This is a genomic window from Streptomyces sp. Tu 3180 (assembly GCF_009852415.1).
In the GTDB taxonomy this organism is placed as follows: domain Bacteria; phylum Actinomycetota; class Actinomycetes; order Streptomycetales; family Streptomycetaceae; genus Streptomyces.
This window is the reverse complement of the sequence record NZ_WOXS01000002.1, coordinates 5,959,653-5,974,324: the sequence shown is the minus strand read 5'-3', so window position 1 is coordinate 5,974,324 and position 14,672 is coordinate 5,959,653. Positions and strand designations below refer to the sequence as shown.

Genomic DNA, 14,672 nt, shown 5'->3' with positions numbered 1-14,672 from the left:
TCACGCCCCAGTGAGCTTCGCGAACTTCTCTTCGAATTCCGTCTCTTCCTTGGAGCTCAGGGAGCGGAAGGCACGGGACTTGGCCTGCATGGCCTTGTCGGGCAGGATCAGCGGGTTGTTCGCCGCGTCCTCGTCGATCTTCGCGAGCTCGTCCTTCACTCCGTCGACGGGACAGACGAAGTTGATGTAGGCGGCGAGCTCGGCGGCCGGTTTCGGCTCGAAGTAGTAGTCGATCAGCCGCTCGGCGTTCGTCTTGTGGCGGGCCTTGTTGGGGATCAGCATGGCGTCGCTGGACGTCATGTAGCCGCTGTCGGGGATCAGGAAGTCGATGTCCGGGTTGTCCGCCTTGAGCTGGACGACGTCCCCGGCCCAGGCGAGACAGGCGGCGAAGTCGCCCTTGGCGAGGTCGGCGGTGTAGTCGTTGCCGGTGAAGCGGCGGACCTGCCCCTTGTCGACGGCCCTCTGCAGGCGGGCGACCGCCGCGTCGTAGTCGTCGGCGGCGAACTTCGCCGGGTCCTTGTCCATGTCGAGCAGGGTCATGCCGACGGTGTCGCGCATCTCGGTGAGCAGACCGACGCGGCCCTTGAGCTTCGGGTTGTCCAGCAGGTCGGAGAGGGTCCGCACCTCGACGCCGTCGAGCGCCTTCTTGTTGTAGGCGATGACGGTGGAGATGCCCTGCCAGGGGTAGGAGTAGGCGCGGCCCGGGTCCCAGTCGGGGTTGCGGAACTGGGCGGAGAGGTTGGTGAAGGCGTTCGGCAGGTTGGCCGGGTCCAGCTTCTGCACCCAGCCCAGGCGGATCAGCCGGGCGGCCAGCCAGTCGGTGAGGACGATGATGTCGCGGCCGGTGTCCTGGCCGGCGGCGAGCTGCGGCTTGATCTTGCCGAAGAACTCGGTGTTGTCGTTGATGTCCTCGGTGTACTTGACCGTGATGCCGGTGCGTTCGGTGAACGCCTCCAGGGTGGGGTGCCTGCGCCCGCTCTCGTCGACGTCCATGTACTCGGTCCAGTTGGAGAAGCTGACGGTCTTCTCCTTCTTCGAGTGGTCCTCCGCCGGGACGCCGCCCCGGGTGTTGCCGGCCGCGGGGATGCCGCAGCCGCTCAGCGCGCCGAATCCGCCGGCCGCGAGCGCCCCGCCCGCGGAGGCGCGCAGCAGGGAACGGCGGGTCAGCGCCGCCCTGCCGCTGCGGAAACTGCGCCGCACGGCGGCCAGTTGGGCCGCGGAGAGGCGGTCGGGCTCGTACTGCTCCATGCGCGTGGTGCCCTTTCGGGAGGTCGGCCGCGGGTCAGGCGGCCTGGCTGCTATCGGTCCCCGAAGACGGTGCGGTGCCAGTCCTTGCGGACCACCGCGGTGTTGTCGAACATGACGTGCTTGATCTGCGTGTATTCCTCGAACGAGTATGCGGACATGTCCTTGCCGAAGCCGGACGCCTTGTAGCCGCCGTGCGGCATCTCGCTGATGATCGGGATGTGGTCGTTGATCCACACGCACCCCGCCTTGATCTCGCGCGTGGCGCGGCCCGTGCGGTACACGTCCCGGCTCCACGCGGAGGCGGCGAGCCCGTACGGGGTGTCGTTGGCCAGCGCGATGCCCTCGTCGTCGGTGCCGAAGGGCAGGACCACCAGCACCGGCCCGAAGATCTCGGACTGCACGACCTCGCTGTCCTGCGGCGCGTCGGCGACGAGGGTGGGGCGGTAGTACGCGCCGTCCTTCAGCTCCCCCTGCGGGGCCTCGCCGCCGGTCACCACGCGCGCGTAGGCACGCGCCCGGTCGACGAAGCCGGCCACCCGGTCGCGCTGGGCGTGCGAGACCAGCGGGCCGAGGTCGGTGCCGGGGGCGAAGGGGTCGCCGAGCCGCACCGTCTCCATCAGGGCGGCCGTGCGCTCGACGAACGCCTCGTAAAGCGGACGCTGCACGTACGCGCGCGTGGCGGCCGTGCAGTCCTGCCCGGTGTTGATCAGCGCGCCCGCGACCGCGCCGTTGACGGCGGCGTCGAGGTCGGCGTCGTCGAAGACGACGAAGGGCGCCTTGCCGCCGAGCTCCAGGTGGAGGCGCTTGACGGTGGCGGTGGCGATCTCGGCCACCCGCCTGCCCACGGCGGTGGAGCCGGTGAAGGAGGTCATGGCCACGTCGGGGTGGCCGACGAGGTGCTCGCCGGCCGTCTTTCCGGTGCCGGTGACGACGTTGATCACGCCGTCCGGGATCCCGGCGTCGACGGCGGCCTGCGCGAAGAGGAGAGAGGTGAGCGGGGTGAGCTCGGCGGGCTTGAGGACGACGGTGTTGCCCGCGGCGACCGCCGGGAGGATCTTCCAGGCGGCCATCTGGAGCGGGTAGTTCCAGGGGGCGACGGAGCCGACGACGCCGATCGGCTCGCGACGGACGTAGGAGGTGTGGTCGCCGGAGTACTCGCCGGCCGACCGGCCCGTCAGGTGGCGGGCGGCGCCGGCGAAGAAGGCGATGTTGTCGACCGTGCCCGGCACGTCGAACTCGCGGCTCAGCTTCAGCGGCTTGCCGCACTGCAGGGACTCGGCCCGCGCGAAGTCCTCGGCGCGCTCGGCGACGACGGCGGCGAACCGGTGCAGGGCGTCGGAGCGCTCGCCCGGGGTGGCGCCCGCCCAGGCCGGGAACGCCTCGCGGGCCGCGGCGACGGCCGCGTCCACGTCGTCGGTGCCGGCGAGTTCGTAGGTGTGGACGCCTTCGCCGGTGGCCGGGTCGACGACCGTGTGGGTACGGCCCGAGGTTCCCCTCGTCACACGTCCCGCGATGAACTGCGCCCCGTCCGCGAAGCGGTCCTGGGCGGGGAATCGTTCCGGGGTGGCGTTGCCCGGGTTGTGCATGTCGCGCTCCTCCGTGTCCCCGAGGGGGGCGGCGTGGCTCCAGCTCGATTTGAGTGCCGATCCTGACAGAGGTACGGGACTCCAACAAGTGATTCCGTTGTTGCCTTTTGGTTACGCGACGGAATCTGTCGACCAGGTGTCGAGTGGCTGCGGAAAAGGCAGGACGAGGTGTCAGTGGTGCGTGCCAGACTCGCGTGCGTGGAAGGGATCACGGGGGTGGCGGTGGGCGGGACGACGGGGACGATCGGCTCCAGGGAGGCGCTGATCGAGGCGGTGCGGGCCGGGGAGAGGGTCAAGTACCTGCATTTCTGGGGGCACCGGCCGCTGCCCGACGGCCGGATCGGGGCGAGCTGTCTGAGCCAGTGGTGGCCGTCGCCGTTCACGGTGGAGGGCGTGCGGTACGCGACCGCCGAGCACTGGATGATGGCGGCCAAGGCCCGGCTGTTCGCGGACGCGGAGGCGGAGCGGCGGGTGCTGGCCGCGGACCATCCCTCACTGGCGAAGAAGGCGGGGCGGCTGGTGCGGGGCTTCGACGAGGCGACATGGCGGCGGGAGCGGTTCCGCGTCGTCGTCGAGGGCAGCGTCCACAAGTTCGCGGCGCACGCGGACCTGCGGGACTTCCTGCTCGGCACGGGCGGGCGCGTCCTGGTCGAGGCGAGCCCGGTGGACCGGGTGTGGGGCATCGGCCTCGCGGCACGGGACGAGGGCGCGTACGACCCGGAGCGGTGGCGGGGGCCGAACCTGCTGGGGTTCGCGCTGATGGAGGCGCGGGCGCGGCTGCGGGCGGACGGGGGCACCGGTCGGCGGACGGAGGCGCCGGAGGGACGCCCCGGCCAGTAGCGCGACGGTGCTAGAGGGACGTGGTGAGGACGAGCACGCCGAAGCCGATGCCCAGGACGATGCCGGCCGCCCCGCAGATGATCCCGGCCAGCGCCTGGCCCGGGTTGGTGGCCTCGCCGCGGGTGGCCTTGCTCCGGCCGACCGCACCGAAGATCACGCCCAGCACTCCCAGCAGGATGGCGACCGGCCACAGACAGAACACGGTGGCCGAGATGATCCCCAGCACCAGTCCGGTCACGCCCAGCCCGTTGCTCGGCATCGGCGCCGTGCCGGTCCAGCCGTGGTAGGCCTGTCCCGGGGCAGCGCCGTACCCGGGCGGCTGCGCGGTCGGGTGGCCGTACCCGCCCGGGTAGCCGTACGGGACCCGGCCGGGGCCGTCGGGGGCGATGGGCGGCGGCGGGACCGGCTCGCCCGCGGCCGGGGGCGCGAAGGGGTTGGCCGGAGAACCGTGGGCGGCGGGCGGGGCGGGCGTGCCCATCGCGGGGAACGAGACGACCGTCTGCTGGTCGTGGACGGAAGGGGAGGAGGGGGTGGAGGGGGAGGACCAGGGAAGGGGGCCGCCGGCCGCGAGGGTCTCGCCCGGACCGCCGGCCCCGGGACCGACGGCTCCCCGGCCGAAGGCCGGTGTGCCGTGGACCGGAGGCGCCCAGGGGTCGGGGACGTCCGCCGTCGCCGGCGCGTCCGGCTCCACCACCGGCGGACCGGCCTGCGGCACCGCGTCCCCGGCCCCGCCGTCGGCCGGTGCCGGCCACACACCGCGGGCGTGCGGATTCCCGGGCGGCGTACCGCCCTCCGCGTCCCCGGCGGGCTCCGGGTTCCGTCGCGCTCCCGGCGTCTGCGCGTCGTCGGACATGCGCTGGGCCCCCTCAGTCGAACGTCCCGTCATGCTACGGCGCGCTCCCCCGCCGCGCGCGCCCGGCCTACGATGATCCCCGATCCACCGATCAGCCGATCACCCGCGTCCCGCCGCGCACCGGCCGGGGACGCCGTTCCGGGGAGGAACCTTGACCGACCGCCTCGACGCAGCCGTCGCCGGCCCGGGCCGCGACCTGCACGCCTTCATCGCCGGACTGCCCAAGGCCGAACTGCACGTGCACCACGTCGGCTCCGCCTCCCCCCGCATCGTCTCCGAGCTGGCCGCCCGCCACCCCGACTCCAAGGTCCCCACCGACCCCGAGGCCCTGGTCGACTACTTCACCTTCACGGACTTCGCCCACTTCATCGAGGTGTACCTGTCCGTCGTCGACCTGATCCGCACCCCCGAGGACGTCCGCCTGCTGACCTTCGAGGTGGCCCGCGAGCTGGCCCGGCAGCAGGTGCGGTACGCGGAGCTGACCATCACGCCGTTCTCCTCCACCCGCCGCGGCATCGACGAGCGCGCCTTCATGGACGCGATCGAGGACGCCCGCAAGGCGGCCGAGACCGAGTTCGGGACCGTGCTGCGCTGGTGCTTCGACATCCCCGGCGAGGCCGGGCTGGAGTCCGCCGAGGAGACCGTGCGGCTCGCCACCGACGACCGGCTGCGCCCGGAGGGCCTGGTCTCCTTCGGGCTCGGCGGACCCGAGATCGGCGTGCCCCGCCCCCAGTTCAAGCCGTACTTCGACCGGGCGATCGCCGCCGGGCTGCACTCCGTGCCGCACGCCGGCGAGACCACCGGCCCGGAGACGGTGTGGCACGCGCTGAACGACCTGCGGGCCGAGCGGATCGGCCACGGCACCAGCTCCGCCCGGGACCCCGAGCTGCTCCAGCACCTGGCCGAGCGGCGCATCGCGCTGGAGGTGTGCCCCACCTCCAACATCGCCACCCGCGCCGTCGCCTCTCTCGACGAGCACCCCCTCGAGGAGTTCACGCGGGCCGGCGTGCTGGTCACGATCAACTCCGACGACCCGCCGATGTTCGGCACCGACCTCAACAACGAGTACGCGGTCGCCGCCCGGCTGCTGGACCTCGACGAGCGGGGCCTGGCCGGCCTGGCGAAGAACGCGGTCGAGGCGTCCTTCATGGACCCGGCGGGCAAGGCGGGGCTGGCCGCGGAGATCGACGCCTACACCGCGTCCTGGCTCGCCTCCTGACCACCCCGCGAAGGGACGCCATGCAGAACGTGACCGCCGTGGCCCACCGCGGCGACCCCTACCGCGTCCGCGAGAACACCCTCGCCTCGCTGCGTTCCGCGCTCCGCCGGGGCGCGGACGCGGTCGAGATCGACGTGCGTCTCACCCGCGACGGCGTCCCGGTGCTGCTGCACGACGACACGCTCAAGCGGCTCTGGGAGCACGACCGTCCGCTGCTGTCGCTGTCGTGGGAGGAGGTGCGCGAGGTGACGGACGGCGGGGTCCCCACGCTCCTCGACGCGCTGGCGGCGACGGACGGCAGCCGGGTGATGATCGACCTGCCCGGCACGCCGGACGTCCGTGCCGCGCGCCGGGTCGTGGACGCCGTACGCGAGCAGGGCGCCCAGGACCGCGTGTACTACTGCGCGGGCGCCTCCGCCATGCTCGCCGTGCGCGCGGCGGACCCGTCCGCCGAGATCGCGCTCACCCGGACGACTCTGGCCCCGCCGCGCGCCGGTCTGCTGGAGGCGGTCCGCCCGCGCTGGCTGAACTACCGCTTCAGCCTGGTCGACCGGTCCCTCGCCGACCGCGTCCACCGCGGCGGCCACCTGCTGTCCGTCTGGACCCCGGACACCCGCCGCTCCATGCGCCGCCTGCTGGCACTGGGCGTCGACTCGATCACGACCAACCGCATCGACGTCCTGTGCGCGCTGCGCGCCGCCGGGTCCCGGACCGGTCCGGCAGGAGGTCGCGCGGCGCCGCGGTGATCCCCCGGTGCCGCCTCGGCCATGCAGCCGTGAGGCGGCCGCGGGACACCGCGCCGGGATCCTCGGACCGCACGTCCGGGAAGCGGGCGAAGGAGGCGTCGGCGCTCGCCGTGATCACCCGCTCGGGCGGGCCGGGCGGCTGCGCCGTCAGGAGGAGGCGGAAGACGGCTCGGTCACCGCCCACGGCACGTCGTCGCCTTCCCTCGGCCTCGGCCGCGCCGCCGCGCACCCCGCGGCCGCGGTTCCCGGAGCGGTCCCACCGACTCGCGGATCATGTCGCCGGGCCCCAGGGGTGATCCCTGACAACCCCCCGTGCCGGCCGGGGAAGTCACTCGGGGGTGCACCAGGGCCGCTCCCCTTCCCGGTGACGATCCGGGCGCGCCCGTACGGCCGGAGGATGCTCCTGTCCCTCCGCCGAACTCCCCCATGGAGCAGCCGATGCGCGCACGCCGTCGCACCACCCTCCTCGCCGCCTCCCTCGTCCTCGCCCTGGGCGCGGGCCCGCTCGCCGCGCCGGCCCTCGCCGCCCCGTCCCCGTCGGCCCCCGTGTGCGTCGGCACCTCCTCGAACGAGGCGTTGTGCGAGGCGATCGAGGGGCTGCCCGACGGGAGCGCGACCGCCGCGCTCGTCCGGCTGGGCGGCACCGGGGGCTCCTGGCAGGGCAGTTCGGGGGTGCGGGACCTGGCGAGCGGCCGGGCGGCCGACCCGGACGCGCGGTTCCGGGCCGGTTCGACGACCAAGGTGGTGACGGCCGCCGCCGTCCTCAAACTGGCGGCCCTGGGCGAGGTCGACCTCGACGCGCCGGTCGAGCGCTACCTGCCCGGCCTGCTCGGCCCCGCCTTCAGGAAGCCCGTCACCGTACGGAACCTGCTGAACCACACCAGCGGCATCCGGCCCGGCGACAGCTGGGGGGACACCTTCGAGGAGTTGTACGCGCACCGCTACGACACGCTCAGCCCGCGGCAGGTCGTGAAGTCGGCGGTCGCGAAGGGCCCGGCGTTCACCGCCGGTGATCAGCAGCAGTACCTCAACATCAACTACACGGTCCTCGGCATGCTGATCGAGAAGGTGACCGGGCAGTCGTACGCCTCCGAGGCCACCCGGCTCGTGCTGCGTCCCGCCAGGATGCGGCACACGTACTTCCCGGGCACCGATCCCCGCATCCGCGGACCGCACCACCGCGGCTACCAGACGGTGCCCGGGGCGGACGGGACGACCCGGCTCGTCGACGTCACCGAGTGGAACGTGGCCGACCGCTGGGCGGCCGGGGACATGATCTCGACCACCGCCGACCTGGAGCGGCTCGTCACGGCCCTCTTCAGCGGACGGATCGTACCCGAACCGCAGTTGCGGGAGATGTTCACGGTCCCGGCGGGCATCGAGGGCGCCGCCCACAGCGCGGGCCTGACCCGCTGGGAGCACCGGGGCACGGTGTACTGGCTCAAGAGCGGCGCCCGCCCCGGTTACAGCACGGCGATCGCCGCGACCGAGAACCTGAGCCTCACCCTCGTGTACTCGCTCTCCGACACCGACGCGAAGGACACGGCTGCGAACCCGGTCGCCGAGCGCATCAGGGAGGCCGCCCTCAAGCAGCGGGAACCGGAGCCGCGTTCGGCGTGAGCGCCTCCAGTCGCTTGATCTTCCGGCGTACGACGTACAGCGGGATCACGCCGAACACGCCGAACGCCATGTCGATGACGCTCCACCAGAAGGGGATGCCGCGGACCGGGCCGCAGATCAGCGCGAGCGGGACGATGCCGGCGCAGGCGATCATGCCGAACTCGACGACCCAGATGTTGCGGACGGGGTCGCGGTAGGGGCCGTAGAAGGCGACGGCGATCACGAGGTGGGCGAAGGCGAGCCAGTCGGTGCCGTAGAGGAGGAAGGGGTACTCGGCGTCGGCGGTGTCGAGCCCCTGGCGCACGCGCTCGATCCAGTCCATGAGGGCGGGGAGGTGCTCCGGCACGGACAGCGACCGGAGCAGGTCCTCGGTCCAGCGCAGTTCGTGCACCAGCGGGAAGGCCGTGGCACCGCTGAGCACCAGGCAGACGACGAAGAGGGCCAGCCAGACGCGGATGCCCTTGAGCAGGGCGGCTCTGTCGCTCATGGCGGCAGCGTACGCCGAGAGTTGAACATGTTCAAAAATCATTCCGCGCCCCGGAGACACGCCGGCCCCGGACGGTGGACCACCGTCCGGGGCCGACGCTTCGGCGCTCAGCCCTCCAGGGACGTCATCACGTGCTTGATGCGCGTGTAGTCGTCGAAGCCGTACGCCGAGAGGTCCTTGCCGTAGCCGGACTTCTTGAAGCCGCCGTGCGGCATCTCCGCGACCAGCGGGATGTGGGTGTTGATCCACACGCAGCCGAAGTCGAGCTTCTTGGACATGCGCATCGCGCGGGAGTGGTCCTTGGTCCACACCGAGGAGGCCAGCGCGTACTCGACGCCGTTGGCGTACTCGACGGCCTGGTCCTCGTCCGTGAAGGACTGGACGGTGATGACCGGGCCGAAGACCTCCTTCTGGATGATCTCGTCGTCCTGGTTGAGGCCGGAGACGACGGTCGGGGCGTAGAAGAAGCCCTTGTCGCCGACGCGCTTGCCGCCGGCGACCACGCGCGCGTGCGCCGGCAGCCGCTCGATGAAGCCCTCGACCTGCTTGAGCTGGTTGGGGTTGTTGAGCGGGCCGAAGAGGACGTCCTCGTCGTCGGGCATGCCGGTCCTGGTGTCGGCGGCGGCCTTGGCGAGCGCGGAGACGAACTCGTCGTGGATCGACTCGTGGACCAGGACGCGGGCGGCGGCCGTGCAGTCCTGGCCGGCGTTGAAGAAGCCCGCGACGGAGATGCCCTCGACGGCCTTGGCGATGTCGGTGTCCTCGAAGACCACGACCGGGGCCTTGCCGCCCAGCTCCAGGTGGACGCGCTTGAGGTCCTTGGACGCGGACTCGGCGACCGACATGCCGGCGCGCACCGAGCCGGTGATGGACGCCATCGCCGGGGTGGGGTGCTCGACCATCATGCGGCCGGTGTCGCGGTCACCGCAGATGACGTTGAAGACGCCCTTGGGCAGGATCGAGCCGAGGATCTCGGCGATCAGGACGGTGGAGGCCGGGGTGGTGTCCGAGGGCTTCAGGACGACCGTGTTGCCCGCGGCGATCGCCGGGGCGAACTTCCACACGGCCATCATCATCGGGTAGTTCCAGGGGGCGACCTGGGCGCAGACGCCGACCGGCTCACGGCGCACGATGGAGGTCAGGCCCTCCATGTACTCGCCGGCCGAGCGGCCCTCGAGCATCCGCGCCGCGCCCGCGAAGAAGCGGATCTGGTCCACCATCGGCGGGATCTCCTCGGTGCGGGTCAGCCCGACGGGCTTGCCCGTGTTCTCCACCTCGGCGGCGATGAGTTCCTCGGCCCGCTCCTCGAAGGCGTCCGCGATCTTCAGCAGGGCCTTCTGCCGCTCGGCCGGGGTGGTGTCGCGCCAGCCGGGGAAGGCCTCGGCCGCGGCCGCCATCGCGGCGTCCACGTCCGCCTGCCCGGACAGCGGAGCGGTCGCGTACGCCTCGCCGGTCGCGGGGTTGACCACCTCGGTGGTCCGTCCGTCGGCGGCGTCCCGGAACTCCCCGCCGATGTAGTTGCGCAGACGACGCAGCTCGGTGCTCACTGCAGGCCCTCCTGGTGTTCCTTGTGGGTGTCCGAGGTGTCGGGTCGGAACGTGCTGAGGTGTCCAACCTCTGAGACACCCACCCTAAACCGACGGCTGACGTTTTCAACACCCCCGCCCGCCCCGCATCTGCGAAATCCGCAAGCACAGACGCCACAAACAACGAATTTCATCGATCGAACCTTGCGAAACTGTCGAGACGTCGTGCACAGTGACCTCGTGGCCAGTCGAAGCGCAGACCCGAGGGACTCCCGCGAGTCCAAGAACGGCGGCGGTCCCCAGTTGGACGCCGTCTCCCTCGCCATCATCGAGCAGCTCCAGGAGGACGGCCGCCGGCCGTACGCCGCCATCGGCAAGGCCGTGGGCCTGTCGGAGGCGGCCGTGCGCCAGCGCGTCCAGAAGCTGCTGGACCAGGGCGTGATGCAGATCGTCGCCGTCACGGACCCGCTCACCGTGGGCTTCCGCCGCCAGGCGATGGTCGGGGTCAACGTCGAGGGCGACGTGGAGTCCGTGGCCGACGCGCTGGCCGCCATGTCCGAATGCGAGTACGTGGTGATGACCGCAGGCTCCTTCGACCTGATGGTCGAGATCGTCTGCGAGGACGACGACCACCTTCTGGAGGTCATCAACAAACGCATCCGGGCCGTGCCCGGCGTGCGCTCCACCGAGAGCTTCGTCTACCTCAAGCTCAAGAAGCAGACCTACATGTGGGGAACCCGATAATCGTGAGCACCGACAGCCCCAACGACCTCAGCAAGTCCGCGTACGACCACTTGTGGATGCACTTCACCCGCATGTCCTCGTACGAGAACTCCCCCGTCCCCACCATCGTCCGGGGCGAGGGCACCCACATCTACGACGACAAGGGCAAGCGGTACCTCGACGGTCTCGCCGGCCTGTTCGTGGTGCAGGCGGGGCACGGCCGCGTGGAACTCGCCGAGACCGCCTTCAAGCAGGCGCAGGAGCTGGCCTTCTTCCCCGTGTGGTCCTACGCCCACCCCAAGGCCGTGGAGCTCGCGGAGCGGCTCGCGAACGAGGCGCCGGGCGACCTGAACAAGGTCTTCTTCACCACCGGCGGCGGCGAGGCCGTCGAGACCGCCTGGAAGCTCGCCAAGCAGTACTTCAAGCTGACCGGCAAGCCGACCAAGTACAAGGTCATATCCCGCGCGGTGGCCTACCACGGCACCCCGCAGGGCGCCCTGTCCATCACCGGACTGCCGGGCCTGAAGGCCCCGTTCGAGCCCCTGGTCCCGGGCGCGCACAAGGTGCCCAACACCAACATCTACCGGGCGCCGATCCACGGCGACGACCCGGAGGCGTTCGGCCGCTGGGCCGCCGACCAGATCGAGCAGCAGATCCTCTTCGAGGGCCCGGACACGGTCGCCGCGGTCTTCCTGGAGCCGGTGCAGAACGCCGGCGGCTGCTTCCCGCCCCCGCCCGGCTACTTCCAGCGGGTGCGCGAGATCTGCGACCGGTACGACGTGCTGCTCGTCTCCGACGAGGTCATCTGCGCCTTCGGCCGGCTCGGCACGACCTTCGCCTGCGACAAGTTCGGCTACGTCCCGGACATGATCACCTGCGCCAAGGGCATGACCTCGGGCTACTCCCCCATCGGCGCCTGCATCGTCTCCGACCGCCTGGCCGAGCCGTTCTACAAGGGCGACAACACCTTCCTGCACGGCTACACCTTCGGCGGCCACCCGGTGTCGGCCGCGGTGGGCGTCGCCAACCTCGACCTGTTCGAGCGCGAGGGCCTGAACCAGCACGTGCTGGACAACGAGGGCGCCTTCCGCGCGACCCTGGAGAAGCTGTACGACCTGCCGATCGTCGGCGACGTCCGCGGCAACGGCTTCTTCTACGGCATCGAGCTGGTCAAGGACAAGAACACCAAGGAGTCCTTCGACGCGGACGAGACCGAGCGGGTCCTGTACGGCTTCCTGTCGAAGAAGCTCTTCGAGAACGGCCTGTACTGCCGTGCCGACGACCGCGGCGACCCGGTCGTCCAGCTCGCCCCGCCGCTGATCTCCGACCAGGAGACCTTCGACGAGATCGAGCAGATCCTGCGCGCGACGCTGTCGGAGGCGTGGACGAAGCTGTGAGCCGCCGACGGCTGTGATCCTCCTCGGCGATCCTCTGCGATCTTCCGCTGGAATGATCATCAACGGCCCCGGTGCCGCCCGTTCGAGTGAGAAACGGCGGCCCGGGGCCGCGTGCTGTCCGGCATGCCGCCGCCCGGTGCCTAGCGTGCCTGTGACCGATCGGCCCTGCCTTCGTTCCCCCGGACGGGGGACTTACCCGAACCGCACACGGCATTTCCGATCCGAACCGAGGTGTACGCCATGGTGGCCCCACCGGACAACGACGTGCTCTGGGCACGTGCCCTGCACTTCCGGCACGACGACGGCTCACCCGGACTGAGCGGGGTCTCGCTCGGCGTCCGGGAGGGCGAGATCCTCGCCGTCGGCGGTCCGCGCGGCAGCGGCAAAACGACACTGCTGCGCTGCCTGTCGGGTCTGCTGCCCGCGCGCAGCGGCGAGGTCTGGTTCAACAGCGTGCCCGTGCACACCATGGGCCCCGTCGCCCGGGAGCGGCTGCGCCGGGACCGCTTCGGCTGGATCGACCCCGACCCGGCGCTCGTCCCCGAGCTGAACGTCTGGGAGAACGCCGCCCTGCCCCTGATGCTGCGCGGCACCGGACGGCGCCGGGCCAAGACGGCCGCCATGGAGTGGCTGGAGCGCCTCGACATCGGCGACAAGGCCCGCAAGCACCCGGACGAGCTGGTCCAGGCGGAGCGGCAGCGGCTGTGCATCGCCCGCGCCCTCGCGCCGGCGCCCTCGGTGGTCTTCGCCGACGAACCGACCGCCCCGCTGCACCGCACCGACCGCCGGCACGTGCTGCGCACGCTCACCGCGGCGGCCCGCTCGCACGGCATCACGGTGGTCCTCGCGACCGCCGACCCGGACACCGCGGCCATCGCCGACCGCACGGTGTCGCTGCTCGACGGGCGGCGCGTGCGCACCGTGCACCTGCCCCCGGTCTCCGGGACCGCCGAGACGGAAGGCCGGGCGGCGTGCTCGCTCTCCGTCTGACCCGAGGCGCCCATCCCGCCGTCCAGCTGCGCCGTCTGCTGGTCACGGCCGCGTCGGCGGGCACCGGCTTCCTGCTCCTGTGCGCCCTCGGGCACGCGCTGGGCCACCCCGGCACACCGTCCGCCTCGGCGCTCCGGCTGGCCTGGTGCGCGGCCCCGACGGCGGCCACCGTGTACCTCGCGGTCGCGGTGGCCCGCACCGACCCGGGCACCCGGCCCCGGCCCGGCCTGTCGGCGGTCGGACTCGGCCCGGCCCGCCTGATGGCGATCTCCGCGACGACCACGGCCCTGTCCTGCACGCTGGGTTCGCTGCTCGCCCTGCTGGTCTTCCTGTACCTGCGCGGCGGCCTCGCCCGCGTGCCCCTCGACGGTGCCGCGACGGACTTCCTCGCCGCGGACCGGCCGCTGCCGTTCCCGGCGGCCCTGACGCTGCTGGCCCTGGTACCGCTGAGCGCGTCGGCGGCGGTGGCGGTGGCGCTGCGACCGCGCGAGCCGGTGACGGGCACGCCCCGCATCGCGCGGGCGTACGGCCGTTTCGGCGCGGGCCGGCGTCCGGCCGGGCGGGAGACCTTCGGGGCGTACGGACGGTTCGGCAGGCACCTGGGGGCGGCGCGCGGGCGGCGGGCGGGCGGCGGACCGCGGGAACAGGAGCGGGAGGAGGGGCCGGAGCAGAGGCAGGACGGCGTCTCCGACGCTCCCGGGACGGTCACCGGCACCCCTGAGACGGTGAACGGCACCCTCGAGGCGGTCACCGGCGCCCCCGGGGCGGTCGCCGAGGCCCCGCCCGCCCCCGCCCGTCCGGCGCTGTCGGGTCTGCCCTGGGGCATCACCGTGCTGGCCGTGGGACTGGCCGCGGAGGCCTTCGCGAGCCGTACGGGCACCGACGACGCGCCCGTCGACCGGCCCGGCGCGCTGGTCGGGCTGGCCCTGACCACCGTCGGCCTCGCCCTGGCCGGCCCCGGTCTCACCCATCTGTGCGGGCTGCTGCTCCAGGCGGTCCGGCCAGGCGCGCTGCGCCTGCTGGCCGGGCGGATCCTCATGTCGGAGGCCACCCGCATCGGCCGCCCGCTGGGTGTGGTCTGCGCGGTGCTGTCGGCCGTTCACGCCCTGGCCTCGCTGAACGGGCCCGGGGGACCCTCCGCCGGCCCGCTCACCGCGCTCGGGGTGCTGGTGGTGACCGGCTGCACGGTGGCGACCCTGCTGACGGCGGCCGTCGAGGCCAAGCACGCCCGTGCCGACGCCACGGCCGCGCTGCTGCGCGTCGGGGCGCCCGCCGTGACGCTGCGCAAGGCCGCCGCGCTCCGCGCCGGCGCCCTCCTGGCCGTGTTCGGGCCGCTGACCCTGCTCATGGCCGAGCTGTCGGCGTGGCCGCTGGCCCGCTGAGGCCCGTGCGGAGAAATCCCGGAGAAAATCCCCGCGGGCCGATGAGTTCCGCGCA

At 72.4% G+C, this 14,672-nt stretch carries 12 protein-coding genes and 1 pseudogene; 8 read left to right on the top strand and 5 right to left on the bottom strand.

Going from position 1 to position 14,672, the window contains the following annotated elements:
• Positions 1–1,248, bottom strand: coding sequence for a spermidine/putrescine ABC transporter substrate-binding protein (locus GL259_RS27850; RefSeq protein ID WP_159536041.1), 1,248 nt, complete (start codon positions 1,246–1,248; stop codon positions 1–3).
• A 50-nt stretch (positions 1,249–1,298) separates the two neighbouring features.
• A complete protein-coding gene (locus tag GL259_RS27845; RefSeq protein ID WP_159536040.1) occupies positions 1,299–2,834 on the bottom strand; it encodes a gamma-aminobutyraldehyde dehydrogenase in 1,536 nt (511 codons plus the stop codon).
• A gap of 174 nt (positions 2,835–3,008) precedes the next feature.
• Between GL259_RS27845 and GL259_RS27840 the strand changes: the two genes are divergently transcribed.
• Complete coding sequence (locus GL259_RS27840; RefSeq protein WP_159536039.1) at positions 3,009–3,674, top strand: NADAR family protein; 666 nt, start codon at positions 3,009–3,011, stop codon at positions 3,672–3,674.
• A gap of 10 nt (positions 3,675–3,684) precedes the next feature.
• Here GL259_RS27840 and GL259_RS38960 read toward each other — a convergent pair whose 3' ends face one another.
• Positions 3,685–4,527: a DUF4190 domain-containing protein gene (locus GL259_RS38960; RefSeq protein ID WP_243762394.1), complete on the bottom strand. Its 843-nt coding sequence runs from the start codon at positions 4,525–4,527 to the stop codon at positions 3,685–3,687.
• Positions 4,528–4,625: 98 nt separating this feature from the next.
• On the opposite strand from GL259_RS38960, the pseudogene GL259_RS27830 reads away from it, so the two are divergent.
• From GL259_RS27830 to GL259_RS27820, 3 genes and pseudogenes are all read left to right on the top strand, one after another.
• Positions 4,626–5,746 (top strand): annotated as a pseudogene (locus GL259_RS27830) (adenosine deaminase).
• A gap of 20 nt (positions 5,747–5,766) precedes the next feature.
• On the top strand, positions 5,767–6,492 hold the full coding sequence (locus GL259_RS27825; protein WP_159536037.1) for a glycerophosphodiester phosphodiesterase: 726 nt from the start codon (positions 5,767–5,769) through the stop codon (positions 6,490–6,492).
• 438 nt (positions 6,493–6,930) lie between these two features.
• Entirely contained in the window at positions 6,931–8,112 is a 1,182-nt protein-coding gene (locus GL259_RS27820; protein WP_159536036.1) for a serine hydrolase domain-containing protein, read from the top strand.
• On the opposite strand, the gene GL259_RS27815 is transcribed toward GL259_RS27820, so the two are convergent.
• Positions 8,078–8,599 (bottom strand): hypothetical protein, encoded by a 522-nt coding sequence (locus GL259_RS27815; RefSeq protein ID WP_159536035.1) that lies wholly within the window; start codon positions 8,597–8,599, stop codon positions 8,078–8,080. The genes GL259_RS27820 and GL259_RS27815 overlap by 35 nt on opposite strands.
• 107 nt (positions 8,600–8,706) lie before the next feature.
• A complete protein-coding gene (locus GL259_RS27810) occupies positions 8,707–10,146 on the bottom strand; it encodes a gamma-aminobutyraldehyde dehydrogenase (RefSeq protein ID WP_159536034.1) in 1,440 nt (479 codons plus the stop codon).
• Between the two features lie 204 nt (positions 10,147–10,350).
• Between GL259_RS27810 and GL259_RS27805 the strand changes: the two genes are divergently transcribed.
• The 4 genes from GL259_RS27805 (at position 10,351) to GL259_RS27790 (ending at position 14,617) form a co-directional block, all read left to right on the top strand.
• A complete protein-coding gene (locus GL259_RS27805; protein WP_159536033.1) occupies positions 10,351–10,869 on the top strand; it encodes an Lrp/AsnC family transcriptional regulator in 519 nt (172 codons plus the stop codon).
• Positions 10,870–10,871: 2 nt separating this feature from the next.
• Positions 10,872–12,245 (top strand): aspartate aminotransferase family protein, encoded by a 1,374-nt coding sequence (locus GL259_RS27800; protein WP_159536032.1) that lies wholly within the window; start codon positions 10,872–10,874, stop codon positions 12,243–12,245.
• A 240-nt stretch (positions 12,246–12,485) separates the two neighbouring features.
• Positions 12,486–13,235, top strand: a complete 750-nt coding sequence (locus GL259_RS27795; protein WP_159536031.1) for an ATP-binding cassette domain-containing protein — start codon at positions 12,486–12,488, stop codon at positions 13,233–13,235.
• Positions 13,217–14,617 carry a hypothetical protein gene (locus GL259_RS27790; protein WP_159536030.1) on the top strand — a complete coding sequence of 467 codons (1,401 nt, stop codon included), beginning with the start codon at positions 13,217–13,219 and terminating at the stop codon, positions 14,615–14,617. The genes GL259_RS27795 and GL259_RS27790 overlap by 19 nt, the downstream gene beginning before the upstream one ends.
• Positions 14,618–14,672: the final 55 nt, after the last annotated feature.